Origin of the sequence: Maribellus comscasis (assembly GCF_009762775.1) — a bacterium.
Lineage (GTDB): Bacteria > Bacteroidota > Bacteroidia > Bacteroidales > Prolixibacteraceae > Draconibacterium > Draconibacterium comscasis.
The window spans coordinates 5,624,385-5,639,944 of sequence record NZ_CP046401.1; the positions used below are offsets into that span (position 1 = coordinate 5,624,385).

The 15,560-nt window shown below is 37.8% G+C and carries 17 protein-coding genes and 1 tRNA gene; 12 read left to right on the forward strand and 6 right to left on the reverse strand.

Going from position 1 to position 15,560, the window contains the following annotated elements; all coding sequences use genetic code 11:
- Window positions 1-117: 117 nt before the first annotated feature.
- On the reverse strand, window positions 118-2,583 hold the full coding sequence (feoB, locus tag GM418_RS22740; protein WP_158869505.1) for a ferrous iron transport protein B: 2,466 nt from the start codon (window positions 2,581-2,583) through the stop codon (window positions 118-120).
- 145 nt (window positions 2,584-2,728) lie between these two features.
- Between feoB and GM418_RS22745 the strand changes: the two genes are divergently transcribed.
- The 3 genes from GM418_RS22745 (at window position 2,729) to GM418_RS22755 (ending at window position 3,953) form a co-directional block, all read left to right on the forward strand.
- Entirely contained in the window at window positions 2,729-3,487 is a 759-nt protein-coding gene (locus tag GM418_RS22745; RefSeq protein WP_158869506.1) for a hypothetical protein, read from the forward strand.
- Window positions 3,459-3,770: a thiamine-binding protein gene (locus tag GM418_RS22750; protein WP_158869507.1), complete on the forward strand. Its 312-nt coding sequence runs from the start codon at window positions 3,459-3,461 to the stop codon at window positions 3,768-3,770. Before GM418_RS22745 ends, GM418_RS22750 begins: the two co-directional genes overlap by 29 nt.
- A 109-nt stretch (window positions 3,771-3,879) precedes the next feature.
- Window positions 3,880-3,953, forward strand: a tRNA-Arg gene (locus GM418_RS22755).
- Here GM418_RS22755 and GM418_RS22760 read toward each other — a convergent pair.
- The gene (locus GM418_RS22760; protein WP_158869508.1) at window positions 3,919-5,466 is read right to left on the reverse strand and encodes a recombinase family protein; all 1,548 of its coding nucleotides are present in this window, start codon (window positions 5,464-5,466) and stop codon (window positions 3,919-3,921) included. The genes GM418_RS22755 and GM418_RS22760 overlap by 35 nt on opposite strands.
- A 34-nt stretch (window positions 5,467-5,500) precedes the next feature.
- Window positions 5,501-5,662, reverse strand: coding sequence for a hypothetical protein (locus GM418_RS31510; RefSeq protein WP_217447568.1), 162 nt, complete (start codon window positions 5,660-5,662; stop codon window positions 5,501-5,503).
- A 483-nt stretch (window positions 5,663-6,145) separates the two neighbouring features.
- On the opposite strand from GM418_RS31510, the gene GM418_RS22765 reads away from it, so the two are divergent.
- The 9 genes from GM418_RS22765 to GM418_RS22800 all read left to right on the forward strand — a co-directional run bounded on the left by GM418_RS22765 (window position 6,146) and on the right by GM418_RS22800 (window position 10,951).
- Window positions 6,146-6,382, forward strand: coding sequence for a hypothetical protein (locus GM418_RS22765; protein WP_158869509.1), 237 nt, complete (start codon window positions 6,146-6,148; stop codon window positions 6,380-6,382).
- A gap of 11 nt (window positions 6,383-6,393) precedes the next feature.
- Window positions 6,394-7,395 (forward strand): fusion protein, encoded by a 1,002-nt coding sequence (locus tag GM418_RS22770; RefSeq protein WP_158869510.1) that lies wholly within the window; start codon window positions 6,394-6,396, stop codon window positions 7,393-7,395.
- 48 nt (window positions 7,396-7,443) lie between these two features.
- On the forward strand, window positions 7,444-7,854 hold the full coding sequence (locus GM418_RS22775; RefSeq protein ID WP_158869511.1) for a PcfK-like family protein: 411 nt from the start codon (window positions 7,444-7,446) through the stop codon (window positions 7,852-7,854).
- 3 nt (window positions 7,855-7,857) lie between these two features.
- Entirely contained in the window at window positions 7,858-9,126 is a 1,269-nt protein-coding gene (locus tag GM418_RS22780; RefSeq protein ID WP_158869512.1) for a PcfJ domain-containing protein, read from the forward strand.
- 26 nt (window positions 9,127-9,152) lie between these two features.
- Window positions 9,153-9,524 carry a DUF7258 domain-containing protein gene (locus tag GM418_RS31515; RefSeq protein ID WP_425482345.1) on the forward strand — a complete coding sequence of 124 codons (372 nt, stop codon included), beginning with the start codon at window positions 9,153-9,155 and terminating at the stop codon, window positions 9,522-9,524.
- Between the two features lie 37 nt (window positions 9,525-9,561).
- The gene (locus tag GM418_RS32125; RefSeq protein WP_425482346.1) at window positions 9,562-9,654 is read left to right on the forward strand and encodes a hypothetical protein; all 93 of its coding nucleotides are present in this window, start codon (window positions 9,562-9,564) and stop codon (window positions 9,652-9,654) included.
- 10 nt (window positions 9,655-9,664) lie between these two features.
- On the forward strand, window positions 9,665-10,039 hold the full coding sequence (locus tag GM418_RS22790) for a DUF3873 family protein (protein WP_158869513.1): 375 nt from the start codon (window positions 9,665-9,667) through the stop codon (window positions 10,037-10,039).
- On the forward strand, window positions 10,036-10,215 hold the full coding sequence (locus tag GM418_RS22795; protein WP_158869514.1) for an NADH-quinone oxidoreductase subunit F: 180 nt from the start codon (window positions 10,036-10,038) through the stop codon (window positions 10,213-10,215). Before GM418_RS22790 ends, GM418_RS22795 begins: the two co-directional genes overlap by 4 nt.
- A 319-nt stretch (window positions 10,216-10,534) precedes the next feature.
- On the forward strand, window positions 10,535-10,951 hold the full coding sequence (locus tag GM418_RS22800) for a JAB domain-containing protein (RefSeq protein WP_246222765.1): 417 nt from the start codon (window positions 10,535-10,537) through the stop codon (window positions 10,949-10,951).
- 56 nt (window positions 10,952-11,007) lie between these two features.
- Here the strand turns inward: GM418_RS22800 and GM418_RS22805 are convergent, their stop codons facing one another.
- The 3 genes from GM418_RS22805 to GM418_RS22815 all read right to left on the reverse strand — a co-directional run bounded on the left by GM418_RS22805 (window position 11,008) and on the right by GM418_RS22815 (window position 15,170).
- Entirely contained in the window at window positions 11,008-12,333 is a 1,326-nt protein-coding gene (locus GM418_RS22805; RefSeq protein WP_158869515.1) for an alpha/beta hydrolase, read from the reverse strand.
- Between the two features lie 87 nt (window positions 12,334-12,420).
- Window positions 12,421-13,710 carry a carcinine hydrolase/isopenicillin-N N-acyltransferase family protein gene (locus GM418_RS22810; protein WP_158869516.1) on the reverse strand — a complete coding sequence of 430 codons (1,290 nt, stop codon included), beginning with the start codon at window positions 13,708-13,710 and terminating at the stop codon, window positions 12,421-12,423.
- Window positions 13,707-15,170, reverse strand: a complete 1,464-nt coding sequence (locus GM418_RS22815; RefSeq protein WP_158869517.1) for a nitrilase-related carbon-nitrogen hydrolase — start codon at window positions 15,168-15,170, stop codon at window positions 13,707-13,709. Before GM418_RS22815 ends, GM418_RS22810 begins: the two co-directional genes overlap by 4 nt.
- Window positions 15,171-15,560 lie beyond the last annotated feature (390 nt).

Genomic DNA, 15,560 nt, shown 5'->3' on the forward strand with positions numbered 1-15,560 from the left:
TGTTGTATGTTTCTGTTTCGCTCTTTTTTTGCCGAATTTTTTTATCGTTTTTAATGCTGCCACCGCAATTGCAGCACCGATGATCATATAAGTTATTAGCTCCTGCACCATGACAATCTAAAAAATAAGTTGAGCGATGTTAAATACAACAAACGCAGCTGTCCACGCAAGTGTTGTGGTGTAAAAAATGGTAAATGCAGCCCACTTCCAGGAACCTGATTCATTTTTTATAGTTGCAACTACTCCGATACAAGGGAAATATATAAGAATAAAAATCAGAAATGCCAGGGCTGTGGGATGTGTAAAAACTTTTTGTCCCTGTCTTTTTCCGCTTTCGTAGGTTTCATCCTTTAGCTTTTTTTGCAGATTAACCGTACTCTCGTCACTATTTGTTTGGTAGAGTACCCCCATTGTACTTACGATAATTTCTTTGGCCGGCAGTCCGGCAAGAAGGCTAATACTCATTTTCCAGTCAAAGCCAAGTGGTCGCATTACTGGCTCAACAACTCTGCCTAATCTTCCCAAATAGGAGTTCATTAATCTGTCGGATTCAATTTGTTGCTCCAATGTTGCTGTTTGCTCCTTTTTTAATTCACCGGAGAGATTGTCATTGCGCTGAACCTGCTCTAATTGCTGCTCATATTGTGCAGCTTTTTCGGTATGGCGCGGGAAATATTCCAAAGCCCAGATTATAACCACTCCGACAAGAATAATCGTTCCTATCTTTTTAAGATAGTGTTGGGTTTTATCCCACATCTGGTAAATAATATTTCTGAAAGTAGGTAAACGGTATGTCGGAAGTTCCATAACGAAAGGAGTTTCCTTGTTTTTAAAAACGGTTTTATTCAGAATTTGTGCAGTTAAAAAGGCAAATATAATTCCGGCCATGTAGATTCCAACGAGGTAAAGCGTATGGTATTTGTCAAAAAATGCTGATATGATAAGAATATATACCGGAAGCCTTGCGCTGCATGACATAAACGGAATGATAAGCATGGTTAATATTCGATCACCACGGTTGCGCATCGTCCGGGTTGCGAGAATTGCAGGAACATTACATCCAAATCCCATAATCAAAGGAATAAAGGATCTCCCGTGAAGCCCAAAGCGGTGCATGATTTTGTCCATGATAAAAGCTGCACGAGCCATATAACCCGTTCCTTCCAGAAGCGAAATAAAGAAAAACAGAATAAGAATGTTGGGCAGAAAAACCAAAACGCTGCCGGCACCACTTATGATGCCGTTTACCAGCAAATCTCTTAACATTCCTTCCGGCATAATATTGTTGACAAGATTTCCCAGTGCTGCAACTCCAATATCTATCCAATTCATCGGATAAGCTCCCAGTTTGAAGGTGGCATAAAACATCAAAAACAAAATGGCGGTAAACAACGGAAAACCGAGGTATTTCTGGGTTAAAATATTGTCTATTTTTTCAGAGCGTGTTTTTTTTGATTGGTTGGGATCTTTAAATGTCTCTTTAAGAGCACCTGTAATAAAACCGTATTTGGCATCGGTAATTACGGTTTCACTGTCTTCATTCACCAATCCTTCAATTTTCTTTATTTCACGATTTGTAACCGCTCTTATTTCGTCAAAATTTTTATAATCAGTGAGTAATTCAAGAACGTGTTGATCTTTTTCCAACAGTTTGATAGCAAGAAACCGGGAAGAAATTTTATCTGTAATGGGTTTATTCTCTTTAATTTTTTGGCGGACCAGTTTTATTGATTCCTCCAAATCTTTGCCATAATTAATGTGAATATGTCGTGTTGATTTTTCCCTTCCTTCAAAAACCTCTATCAATTTTTCAATCAAACTGTCCAGGCCAATTCCTTTTGAACTAATGGTGGGCACAAAAGGCATTCCGAGGAGCCTGGACATCCCATCACGATTGAAATAAAGTTTTTTCTTCTCCAGCTCATCAAACATATTTAACGCTGCAACGATACGTAAATCCATATCGATAAGCTGTGTAGTGAGAAAAAGATTTCTTTCCAGATTGGTTGCATCCAGCACATTAATTACCAGATCGGGAGTTTGCTCATAGATAAACTTTCGAACGAAAATTTCCTCTTTTGAATAAGCTGTTAAGCTGTATGTCCCGGGTAAATCGTAAAAGTTGAATGTATAACCTTTGGTTTTAAAAGTGGCCTTTTTAATATCTACGGTAACGCCTGAGTAGTTGCCTACTCTTTCCTTTGAGCCTGAAATAAAATTAAAGAGGGTGGTTTTACCACAGTTTGGATTCCCGACTAACGCAATATTGATGGTCTTTGTCCGCTCCGACTGGTTGATCTGATCGATTTTCCGATCAATTACACCTTCGTAACTTCCGTTCAGGCTTTCAACAAATTTATCGGAAGGAACTACTTCTATCAGGTCTGCCTCTGATTTTCGCAAGGAGACGTTGTAATTCAGTATTTTAAACTCAATAGGGCCGTTAAAAGGAGCATTTTTAATGACCTTAACCTCTTTCCCCTTAATAAAACCCATTTCCGAAATACGTTTCCGGAATGAACCATGCCCGAGTACTTTGGTTATGATTACTTTGTTACTATTCTTAACCTCACTTAACTTCACTCCTGCTCAACTTCCTTCTATCAAAACTTAAATTAAATAAAAATAAGGCTACAAATATATTCACATTTCCAATTATTAAAAATAAAATGTTAATGTTCTGTTCATATAATAACAAGTCATTATTTTTGTCAGATAAATCAAAGGCATGAAAGAGGATAAATTTTACAATAACATTCAGAAAGCGCTGGAGAACCTGCCTGAGAATTTTAATATTCTTGAAGAACAAATCGATATTGAGATTCAGATGCAATATTTTGAATATTCAAAAAAAATAAGGGACAAGGACAAAGAGCGAACAGAAGAATTTAATAATGGAGAGGGTGAACTATTTTCTGAAGATGTAGATATCGGGAGGAAAAAAGAAATATTATCTACACTGGCAACTGTTGATGATGTTAAGGCCTACCGGATAATTGAGAAGTTTTTGGAAAATGCTGAGGGCATTTTAAAATCATGGTCTGTTCTGGCCCTGCAGGAAAACAGGATGCTTCTGCAAAGTTCGTTACTCGATGAACAACAGGTTTTTATTTCTTCAGGTTTGGGAGGTAAAGGTCAGAAATTGAGATATTTTGTTGTATTTATTAACCGCAGTAAAGAAGCAATGCTTAATGAAACACAACGGAAACTGTTAAAAGACGAACTGATTTTTGAGCTAAAAAAACATGAAGGTGAATTTGAATTGATTGATTTTATGGAAGGTTTTTCAACGAGCCAGGTAATATTACCATTAAAAGCTGACCTAAAGGATATTTTCAGAAATATTGTAGATGAATGTAATCAGTATGGTGACTTTTTACAGGAGGATATGATTGTTACCAACGTTAAGATTTTGTCAAAAGGAGAGATTTTACGCATGTTGGATAAAAATGAAGAAGATGAAACAAACACATTGGAAATCGAATAAAATTAATGTGGCTATTCAGGTTTTGCCTGAGGCCGAAGGAAAATTGAAATATACGCTGGTTGATGAAGCGATTGCAGCCATTGAAAACACGGGATTCAAATATAAGGTTTGTCCCTTTGAAACGGTAGTGGAATGTACTTTTCAAGATTTATCAGGGCTCATTGAAGATATTCATAACGCCTGTAAAACTGCAGGAACAGAGAAAATGTTGACCAACCTTAAAATACAGGTTAACTTTGATGATGATGTTACCATTGAGGATAAAATGGAAAAGTACAGTTAAAGTTTTAATTTCTTGTTGGGTTTTATTAAAAAATATTATATTTGCACCGCTTTTGTGATACAGACCTGATTAAAAATCGGGTAACAAAGCGTTCTCAGAAAATATAAATGGACCTGTAGCTTAATTGGATAGAGCACCTGACTACGGATCAGGAGGTTAGGGGTTCGAGTCCCTTCAGGTTCACGTTACGGGACAAATTCAAAATTGATGAGTTTGTCCCGTTTTTTTTGCCTCCTATTTTATTGTCTATCAGTAAAATATATTCCAGTGCTTCATTTATTCTTGTGGTTCGAAACTGAATTCCGTCAAATGTCAATTTTTCGGGAAAGACCGAACCAATAATTTTTCTTTTCTGAGTAATGCTGCCATTCTCGTATAATGAATCAAGGTTAGAAATACTGCTAATCGCCTTGTCCCATAAGGGTTCTACGTTTTCAGAATCATTTATGGAGCCAGTTAATTTTGCTTCAAGCCTGGTAATTCGCGTTTCAATTTCAGATTTCATTATGCGATAGTCTTCGGCCTCAATATCTCCGCATAAAAGCAATTCTCTTGCTTTGGATAGCCGTTTGTTTTCTTCCTGCAACTGTAGCTTTATTTGCTGGATATCTCCCTTTTGTGCTTTAGTTTTTTCGTTATAACGGTTTAAGATAGCTTCTTTATACAATTTCAACTTAGGGATTGGACGGACATATTCACCAATTTTATCAACAATCTTTTCGTTTAAATCAATTGCACTGTGCCTGAAATCACAACCTCCCGTACAATGATAATAGTGATAATATTTCGTCCGTCCTTTTGATGCGCTTCCCGACAACAGCCGTCCGCACTGTGGACAGATGAGAAAACCCCTTAATGGCAAATTATCATCGACAAGTATTTTTGTCCGCTGAACCTTTTTACGCCCGTCAAGTACGTCCTGTACCTTGTAAAACAAAGTTTCGGTAATTAAAGGCTCGTGCTGACCGGTTACAAAGTAACTTTCTTCATCCTTGTATTTTGGAATAAATATTTTTCCGCAATAAAGTGGGTTTCTAATGGCCAGCCAAAACGCATTTTTACTGCATTTTAATCCTTTGGATTTAGCCATTTTCCATACTTGCTCCGTATTAAACTGTTCTCGGGCAAGTTCTTCGAATACCCATTTCATGATCTTTCCGGTTGTCTCTCTCGGAGCAATATACTTTTTCCCGGTTTCCGAAACTTTATTCGCGTACCCAATTGGTGCCGTTCCCATCCAACGGCCTTCTTTCTTTGCTCGGCGCATTCCGTGAAAGACATTCAGCGCCCTACGGTCATTCTCCACTTCAGGGGCTGCCAAATAAAAAGCAAGCATCATTTTATTTTCAGGAATGGATAAGTCCAACGGTTGTTCTACTGCTTGTGGCTCAACACCCAGGTTACGAAGCGTACTGATCATTTGATAGGCATCGCCTGCATTTCGGCTAAACCTATCCCACTTCGTAAAAAGAATTAAATCCGATTGACCCCGGCGTTTTCTCAATTCTCCCAATAATTTTGTCCATGCCGGACGCTTGAATGTTTTTGCTGAATGGTCCTCAAAGACGACTTTGCGGACTTCTATATTGTTTATTTCGCAATACTTGGTCAGCCGCTCTTCCTGATCACGCTGGGAGTAGCCTTTATCTGCTTGTTCATCGGTGCTGACACGAATATATAAATCGGCAATTCTCATGGCTTGTTATTCTTGTTCCTGTAAATTTAAAAAATTATCCCGGTGTATCCAGAAATTGTTCAACAACAATCTCTGCCATTTCATACATGAAATCAAGTATAACTTTTGCCTGTTCTATGGTAACATCAATTCCATCTTCTTTCAAAAGTTTAACTGCCCGTTCAGGTGAAATTTTATGTCCTCCTTCACAATCCATTGCGTTTCACCTGGTATCCGGTCATTAATTTTTGTTCATTATTATTCATGGTTCATTTGCCTTTCCCATAAAAATAAGGCACGTCAACTAACGATTTGTGTGCCAGCCATGTGATGACATTTTATGTCTTGATAATGGCAGCTTTTGGCGCAAAAACAATTTTTTCAAATTGCAATTACATTGTGAAATCGCCGGATGTTTACAGTTTAGTTTTTACTGTACTTCTCTCCTGAAATTTCTTCCCCATTAGCGGTTTATCTGGTGCCCCTGAGCGACCGTGTTCAGGTGCGAAAGTATATCCGTGTTCTTAACGCCGACGCAAATTCAAGCCTGACGGTTTTACAAAAAATCTTCCTCTTCCTTTTCTGACGAGCGTATTTCCCGCAAAAAATTTGACATCGGCTAAACACTACTTTCCCATGCCCCTGAAACACGGTCACTCCTCACCGGCTCCGATACGGCATAAAAAAAAAGTCAGAAATTATGAGAAGCACAGTAAAAAATAGGAAACAACGATCTACCTACCTTCCAACCAACATAAAACTGGTTGTGAAAATCGCTCTGATAGCATTGGGTTTCTATGTTTGGGGAACAGGGTTTATCTGGGTGCTCTTGGGTTTATACCTCGGTTGGGCAGTTATTAAACAACTGGCTTCCTGTCTTGTCTCTCTTCTCGTTCTCATAATCATTCTGGCTTTGCTGGTTTCATTAATCTTTTAATAGTAAAAACAATGGCAAAGTATTATTCACTATTCGGAAAAACTACCACCGATACCGAAGTACAGGTGGTAAAAGAAAATCAGGTTGTTATCGGTTATGGTTATGCGATGAGCGAATCCCGGTATGTGGTTTACAAAGTGGAACACATCAACAACCTGGGATTTATGTATCATCTAATCAATACCGACACCAAAGCTTTGGACAGGACCGACATAATAAACCCCTTATCAAAAAAATTCGGCATTGGCAGGTATTACGATGATGTAAAACCGGAATTTATGGATGCGTTTGAAGTGGCTATACTCCTTCAGGAAGCACAATCGAAAGCCAAAGCAGAGGAGGACGAAGCCGAAAAAGAGCGGATAAGGATTAGCGAAGTAAAACAGGTCGGTCGCAAACGCTTCACCGATATATTCCCCGAAGCTGCACAGGCTGTTATTGTGGCAAGGTTGAAGCAGGATGAAAGCGATATGCAAACCGACTACTTTGCAAGCAGCACACAGCGCACCGTCATTTTAGGTTTTTCTACACACAAAAGGGACATTTTTTCGGAGATGCGCAAACATGCCTCCAATTTCGAAGAAACGGCTTACCTCTCGGAATTCAATCAGGATTACGAACACCGGGAAAAATACAGCATGGGTGCAGGTTACTATCTGGGAGAAAGCAAATACCACGGGTGGATAATTGAAAAAGTGCCTGTATATGACCGTACCCGTACGATTGAGGAATTCGCATACATCGCAGGCAATGAAGATAACATTCGCATAAATAAGCCGGACGGAACACCGACAGATACCCCAAAGTTGGAAGACAAAGCCAATTGTACCATGGTGGAATATTCAGCCAAAGCGGTCGCTGTTTTCGGAAATACCAAGCCAATCAAAGAAGAACTCAAAGCGATGGGCGGGCGGTTTAACAACCGGTTGACTTTTAAGGGAGAAAAAATCGCAGGTTGGATATTCCCAAAGTCAAAAGAACAGCGTTTAGCCTGCTATTTCGGATTGGATTAAAACGAAAGTTTCATAGGGACAATTCGTTGTCCCACAATTCTACAAGATATGAAAGCATCAAATCATTTTAAAAACACCATAAAGGCATATTTAGACCAACGGGCAGAGAGCGATGTATTGTTCTCGCTCCAATATTCCAAACCTGATAAGAATATAGACGATTGTCTAACGTACATCCTCAATACAGTTCAAAAATTGGGGTGCAACGGCTTCGCTGATGAAGAAATCTATTCTATGGCAGTACACTATTACGATGAAGACAATATCAACATCGGCGACCCAGTAGACTGCCACGTAACAGTCAACCATGTGGTGGAACTGACCGAAGAAGAAAAGCAACAGGCGCACAAAGAAGCCCTGCAAAAGGCTCAGGACGAAGCTTATGCAAAACTCACACAACCTACAAAAAGGGTGAAGCAGTCCGAAACAGCCAATCAACAATCACTATTTAACTTTTAAGGAATGAAACCACGCAATAAATTCCAAAATACAATAACGGAGGCAAGTAAAAAACTGCCCCCGGTTACCGAAGCGCAGGTTAAATGGGGCTACCGGAACTGTATAGAACACATTGGGCGCAGGACGAAAAAGGGAGTAATAAACTGTCTGGAGTGTGGGCATTCATGGACAGATACAGCAGCAAGAAAACATTGCACCTGTCCGAAATGCAATACAAAACTAATTGTCAAAGACACAAGGCAACGTGTGTTCGATGATTATCAGTATCTCTGTATTATTGCAGCTTGCGAAGGGTTTCAGGTATTACGGTTCATTTACATCGATTACAGGGCAAAAGTCGGGGAAAAAGCACGGTACTTTTACTCAGAAGTGGTACAACGCTGGATAGCCCCCAACGGAAAACATGCAACAATGGCAAGGCTGAGGCCAATGGGCTTTTTCGTCCATACTTGGAGTTTTCACAGTCCGCTCGAACTTCGCCACGAAAAGCCGTTGTACAACATTACGCCAACCTGTGTTTATTCCCGGCAAAGACTAATCCCTGAAATTAAACGAAGTGGTTATACCAAACAGTTTTTCGGCTTGACCCCATTTGATTTCTTCCAATTCCTGCTCGCAGAAAATAAAGCCGAAACTTTGCTGAAAGCAGGGCAAACAGAGCTTTTCAAATTCTTTGCGCTTAACAACCATCGGAACATCAACAATTACTGGGCTTCCATCCGCATTTGCATTCGCAACAACTATAAAATAGAGGATGCTTCCATGTGGTGCGATTACATGGATTTACTCCGGTTTTTCGGCAAAGACCTGCACAATTCTAAATATGTTTGCCCTCCCGACCTGCAAAGGGAGCATGACAGGTATTTGTGGAAAAAAAGGGAACACATAGAACGGGAACGCCGGGAAGAAGCCAAAAAGAAGGCATTGGAAGATGAAGCCAAATTTCTGGAAATGAAATCCCGGTTTTTTGGCATCTGCTTTACTGATGGGTTGGTACAGGTAAGAGTACTTGAAAGCGTGGAAGAAGTCATACAGGAAGGTGATGCCTTGCACCACTGTGTTTTTACGAACGACTACCACATAAAAACCGATTCGCTTATCCTTTCAGCACGTATTGATGAGCAGCGATTGGAGACCATTGAACTATCCCTCTCAAAATTACAGGTACTCCAAAGCAGGGGGCTATGCAATGAAAATACAGAATACCACAACAGGATATTAAGGCTTGTGAAAAAAAACATGCCCCTCATCCAAAAGAGATTAATAGCTTAAATATTAATAAGGTTGGGAAATTTCCCTTGAAACAACGAGAAGATATAAAGATTAAACCGACAGAAGTAAATAACAGCATAATAGGAAAACGTTGCAAGTGTATGTTTACTGGCTTGATGGTTGCCGGAGTGATTGAGGAAATTACAAAAGACCAACACGCAGCGCATGTTAAAGTACGTTTCGATGAACCGCACGTTTGGGGTAATGAACAATTTGAATACAATTGGTCGTTTGCCCGTCTGTCAGATGGGTTTGGCTCACTACAATATCTGGAAATTATAGACGACAAATACCAAACTATCAGGGTAACTTTTTCGAAAACCATCCGGGAAATAGACCGGGATTTTGTCAGGGACTACACCAAATGGCAAAGGGTCAACCTGAAAAGAATGGGTTGACAACTACGAATCTTCGCGCTTTACACAAATAAACGAAGTGTGTGCCATTATTACTACCGGGGACATGAGTTACCTTAAAAAGTGGCTGGTTGAAAATACCCCGGTAAAAACAATTGAAGAACTAATCTAAAATTAAAATCATGAAAACGGATAATTCAATCAATAACAGCGGGTGTTCGGTATGCGAACAAGGGACAGAAAACTACACAACGCTCCATCCTGCACACCGCCCAAACCAAACATTTTACCAATATGATTATCGGCACTCAGACGGGGAACTGTTTTCAACAATGGCCCCGACTTTGGAAGAGTGCCGGAGCCGTCGCGATAAATGGCTGGCTAAGAGGAATGAAATGTATAAACTCTTTATCGGGTTTCGAAAGTTAGGCGAATTTGATTCCATACTGGAAGCCAAACAATTTGCTGATAACAGCAATTTTAGTGGCGTGTTTACCTTACTGGGCAACAACTATTCTGATAAGTGGTTTGTATCTGAAAAATTGTTGGGACAATGAAAACGACAATAACCGATATTACAGGAGCAAGCATTGAAGTAACGGATTTGGACAAGGCAATTGAGCAATGTAAACTTTGCAAAGACAGTCCGTACAAAATGCCATCGGGACAAACGATTGGAGAAAACTACAGGCACATGTTATTCCAACTTGAGAAAATAAAACAACCAAAGTAAACAGACGGGCGGTTTTTTACGCCCGTTACTTTTTCCATGAGCCGGTCACCTGAGCGGGAGAAAAAGTAACAAAAAGCCCTTTAATGACGGTTTCTCCCCTCTAATTTTCGGGCAAAAATACAGGTAAATCACCGACAAGCTGCAAGGTCAATGCCCTGCTGGTTTTACAAACAATCTCCACACTTGCAGGTAGTATTCTTTGCAAAAACCTTGCGCGAAGTCACTGATTACCTGTAATGGTGAAAGCAAAAAATTAGTGTTGAACCATTAAAATTTTTGCATTCTGAAAGTTAATTATTTCTCCATTCCTGAAATTACAGTGTCGTATAAAGACAATGTAAAAGCTTCAGAACGATTTGTTGTTAAATGTTCGGAAGATGCTTCGCAGATATTTGCCGAAGCGCATAAAGATTGTATGGAACACCACGAGGAAGTGAACGTATTGTTCCTGAACCGTGCCAATCGGGTAATTGGAATAAGCTGTATCAGCAAAGGCGGACTGGATGGTACTGTAGTTGATATACGGATTATCCTGCAAACAGCCTTGAAAGCGAACTGTTCCTCGGTGATGCTTTCTCACAATCACCCAAGTGGCAGCCGGAAACCCAGCCAGGCGGATATAACGATTACTCAAAAATTGAAAGAAGGCTGCAAAGCCGTTGGGCTGTTGCTCTTAGACCACCTGATTATAACCGGCGAAGGTTACATGAGCTTCGCCGATGAAGGGCTTTTGTAGCCCTTTTTTTGTCGAATACATAATAGCTTCTACTTGTTTTTAAGCTCAGTTCGTTGTTAGCGTTTCGTTATTTCTTTTTCAATCCATTCTTCAACATTTTCGGTATATCCCTCAATTAGTCGTGGAAAATCAAATTCACTATCCATTGTCGGATTAAATGTCTTTTTCAAATGGTGATTTGCTAAAGGAAAATCCACAATTTCAAGATATTCATTGTTCAAATTATTTAGTAGCAATTTATTTTTTTCTGTGTTGACCAAATCATCTCTTCCGCCTAATAATACTAAAGTTGGTATTCTTATTTCTTTCCAGAAAGAATAAAAGTTTTCAGTTCTGCCTTTCCAGTAGAAACCATCAAATTCATTCTTGTTAATGTTTAAACCGCTATATAATCCAGTCTGATTCATAAAACTGTATTTTAGAGCGTTTTGTTGAATAAAGTTCTCAACTTCCTTATAATTTGCTCCATTGTTAATCAATTTTTCAACTTCTCTATGGCTATTTGCAGCAATATGCCCATTGGAATTTGAGTTTCCAGAATTAACTACTCTTGAACTATCAGAATATGCTGCGGCTTCTGTTACATTGATTACTTCAGGCGATTTAGCAATAAGAAACTTGGGAATATTTGATTTCGATGCAATTCTTGGTAAAAGCATTGCCCCTTGGCTATACCCCCAAAGTCCTATTTTCATTTTGTCAACACTTTCTCTTTTGTATAGAATTTCCAAACAAGCAATAGCATCTTCAATTATATCCTCATAATTTGAAGTAAAATATTCACCCGTTGATTCTCCGTTTCCACGTTTATCAAATATTAAAACCTCAAATCCTTGTTTGGCAAAATAGTCAGCATCATATAAGTAATCACTTTTCAGATTTGTTGACGACCCGTGTAATAAAACTATTGCAGGGAATTTCCCGTTGGCTTTCTGTTTGTAATAATCAGCTACCAGAACAACATCCTTGCTTTTTATTGTCAGATTTTCAACTGAATATGGCTTATCCGGAGTTTTGGGTTGTTTTGTTAAATTAAAAGTCATATTCATATTTGGCGGTCCGTTTTGCATTTCAACGGTCCCATTTATTTGATTGTTGTTCAGTTCTCCTTTAAAATATAATTCAATATCGAGCAATAGTGAAAAACTGATATTAGTGTTAGTTATTTTCAAATCACTTATCGGTTGATTTATCAGCATTAAATCATAACTCGAAAATGTTTGTCTTTCTGAACTTAGATTAAGTACTAAATCCACTTTTTTATTGTTCATTTCTATAACTCCTGTCCAGTATCCAGTTATAGTCTCTGAATCGGCACATCCATTCATTGAAAAGAGGATTATTAGAATGACAGATTTTAGTGTTATTAATTTTCTTGTCATAATATTTTGGTCTTAATAACGCTAATCGAGTAGAACAAGATACGAAATCCATTCGTATCTCCGCCCTCTACTCGATTAGGCGGTCGTTCATTGTCTAATTCCGTGTGAATAAATTATTGTCTTTTCCAGTACCCCATCTTTCGACCAATACTTCCATTCGCCATCTTTCAGTCGATGCTTAAAGTGTCCGGCTGTTTTAATTTTACCATTTGCATAATGTTCAAAATATTCACCGTCAATAATTTCAGGATTTAAGCTCGAATAATGTGTTATTCCTTGCAAAGTGCCGCCTATGTAGAAATCTCTCATAATGTAATGTCCTGATTCTTTCTCTATAGTCCTATAGAATTTCGCCTTACGTTTTTTTGTTATTTGTTGCCAATCTTTGTCTAAAAGTATTTTATTAGAATTCGTCAGGAAGTCATCATCTAAAATTTCTACCTGCCTTTTGTCTCTGTCTGTAAGCTTAACCAAATCTGATAAATAATAGGAGTGCCTGCCTTTTTTCAATTCTTCGAGCAAGTTGATTTTTGCAAGTTGGGAAAAGTTTCCGTTAACAGATAAAAGAATATCGCTTGTATTCAAATTAAAAACAGTGGAATATATGGTTTTAGCAAAAACATTATTTTGTCGGGTTACTTTTAGAATGGAAAGAAAGTTATTTTCTGTTAAGTCCAGGTTTTGTAGTTGTTTTTTTGCTTTATTGAATCTTCCAAACCCGATACTGTACCAATGCGCTTTTTTGATATCTTCGTTGCATGAAATTCTGAAATTTGAGCAAACCTGGTAAGTTTTTTCTCTTTTTGTAATTGTCAGCCCATTTTTATTGCAGGTAATTATAGCACTTTCACCGGTTTTGTCCACAACCATTAGTTGTGAAAGTCGAAATCCTTCCCAAAAGTATTCTTCGAAAAGTTGTATTACTTCATCAACCGTAGCACAATCTTCAAGTATTTTGCACAGTACATTTCCGCCAATATCGGTTTTTTTACAGGAATTATCAGTTGCAACATATGGATATGCCCTTAACCCATCCCAAAATAAGCCCTTCTCGTTAACACCCGACTGTTCAGAACCGTTGTATCCGAACAAAGCATAACCATATTTTCCATTATTTGCAGGAACAATAAAAATTTGTGAATTACTTTTTTTATAATCTTCGTTACTGCCAACAAGAGTCAAACTGTCTCTTGTTCCCATAAAAACAGTGCAACTATAAAGTGGATTATTTGTAAACCATGTAAGAGACAAAAACAATATTAAAATATACTTTTTCATGCTTATAGTGTCATTTTTTGCCCATAACGTGAGTGTATGAAACGTACCAGCCCTGCCATGTTTTATAAACAGTGTTAGTGTTAGCAGCAGGGTTTTCATCTCTTTTTTATATTAATCCACTTATTTTTAACGTAAACAAAACTCATTGAAAGAAAGAATATAATACAGAGCCACGCAAAATAATCTCCTAATAATGAATAAATCGTTTTTTGTCCTTTTACAGGCACATCTGAATATAAAATTACTTCATCGGTCTTAAAAAAGTCATTGGACGATAAAAGTTGTCCTTTATAATTAAAGGAAGCAGAAAATCCTTTGAATGTTGACCTAACCAAGTTAAAACCATTTTCAATCCCCCTTACTGATGCAACATAGGTATGATAAGGAGAAATCTCATCCCAGTCACTGCCTGGCACTAACATAATGTCAATATTCATTTTACCAGTTTGATTTATCAAAAAAGGAAAATCCATATCGAAGCAAATAGCTGAACCAATTCTTCCATATGGAGAATCAAAATATTTTATAATTCCATCTCCATAGTCACACTCTCCCGGATAAGTAGGTTTTGCTTTATGATATGTAAACAGCGTTTCTCCTTTCGGAGAAATCCAAGTTATTTTGTTTTCAGGGTTTTTATTGGAGTTCTTATCTGGTATTAAGTTGATGGGAATTCCAATGTAAACACTATCACGAATTGCAATCGTTTTGGCTTTTTCGATGAAGTCATTTTCTTTATCGTTGGGCATACTGATGATAGTTTCTCGTCCAAAAATAATTTTAGCTCCTGACGAAGCAGCTATTTCGCAATTCTTTAAGAATCCTTGATTTGCTTGTTCAACCAAAGTATCAAAATTTACTTTCATGCGATGTTCGTACTCTGCTTTAGTGCTGTTTATTAAAGCAATTCTTACTGTTGGAGAATCAATGGTATGCATTAGTCTGAATTGTCCCCAAATAATTATAGAGAGAATAGGAATACCAAACCACCAAAATGCTGAATAAACTTTTCTTTTCTCAAAATAATTGTCCCAAAGCCAATTTACTAATGATGCAGTCCACAGAATCAGGAATGTTACTCCCCAAATCCCAGTTATCGGAACAAGCTGTAGTAAAGGTAATGATGATTGAGTATGAACCAAAGTTCCGTATGAACCTGAAGGATTGGTTAATATGGTAATGTAATCCATTATCACATAAACAGAAGGAAATATGAGTGACGAAACGATTCCCTTAAATTTTTGAATGTAAATTCGGTCTAACAAAAATGCCAGCGAAGTAAATACACTCATCATAAAAGAAACCAGGTAGTAGAAAAACCCTGACATGGGCATCATCCCTTTCCAAACAAAAATGTTTGACACCCAACCAACAAGAACAATTATCAGAAATCCTTTAAATGGTTTTTGAAACCGTAAAAAACGAATTAGAAATATAGGTGCTATAAAAGCCGCAATCGGTAAAATCCATCTGCCGTTAAAAAAGAAAAGGAAAATAAATCCAATCAATAAATAGATGTAAGAATATTGTGTTTTTCTTTTATTAATAGTTTTTCCCATTGCTCATATTTTTCATTAATCAATTAGATTTTTTCTCAGATTGGTTTATTAACCTTGCAGCTAACTAATGAATATAATATAAGGAAAAGCCTTTTTATAAAACGGTATGTAATTTTTATTAAAGGCTCTTCTTTTTTATATTTAGAATTTTTCGGTTCTAGAACTACTAGTTATTGTTTTGAGTTTAAAATTAAAAAATAAACAAATTGTATCTTCTGTTTTTTACTTTTTGTTTACCATCGACATCACTGGTATTATCGGTGAGACATAAACCTTCTTCAGAGGAAAATGTGAACTATCTTTCACCTATCCATAAAATGGGAAACTACCCGAAAGAGTGGCACTCTCCTGCTGAAATAAAAAGAGGTGATTGAATTACCAGTAATCCGA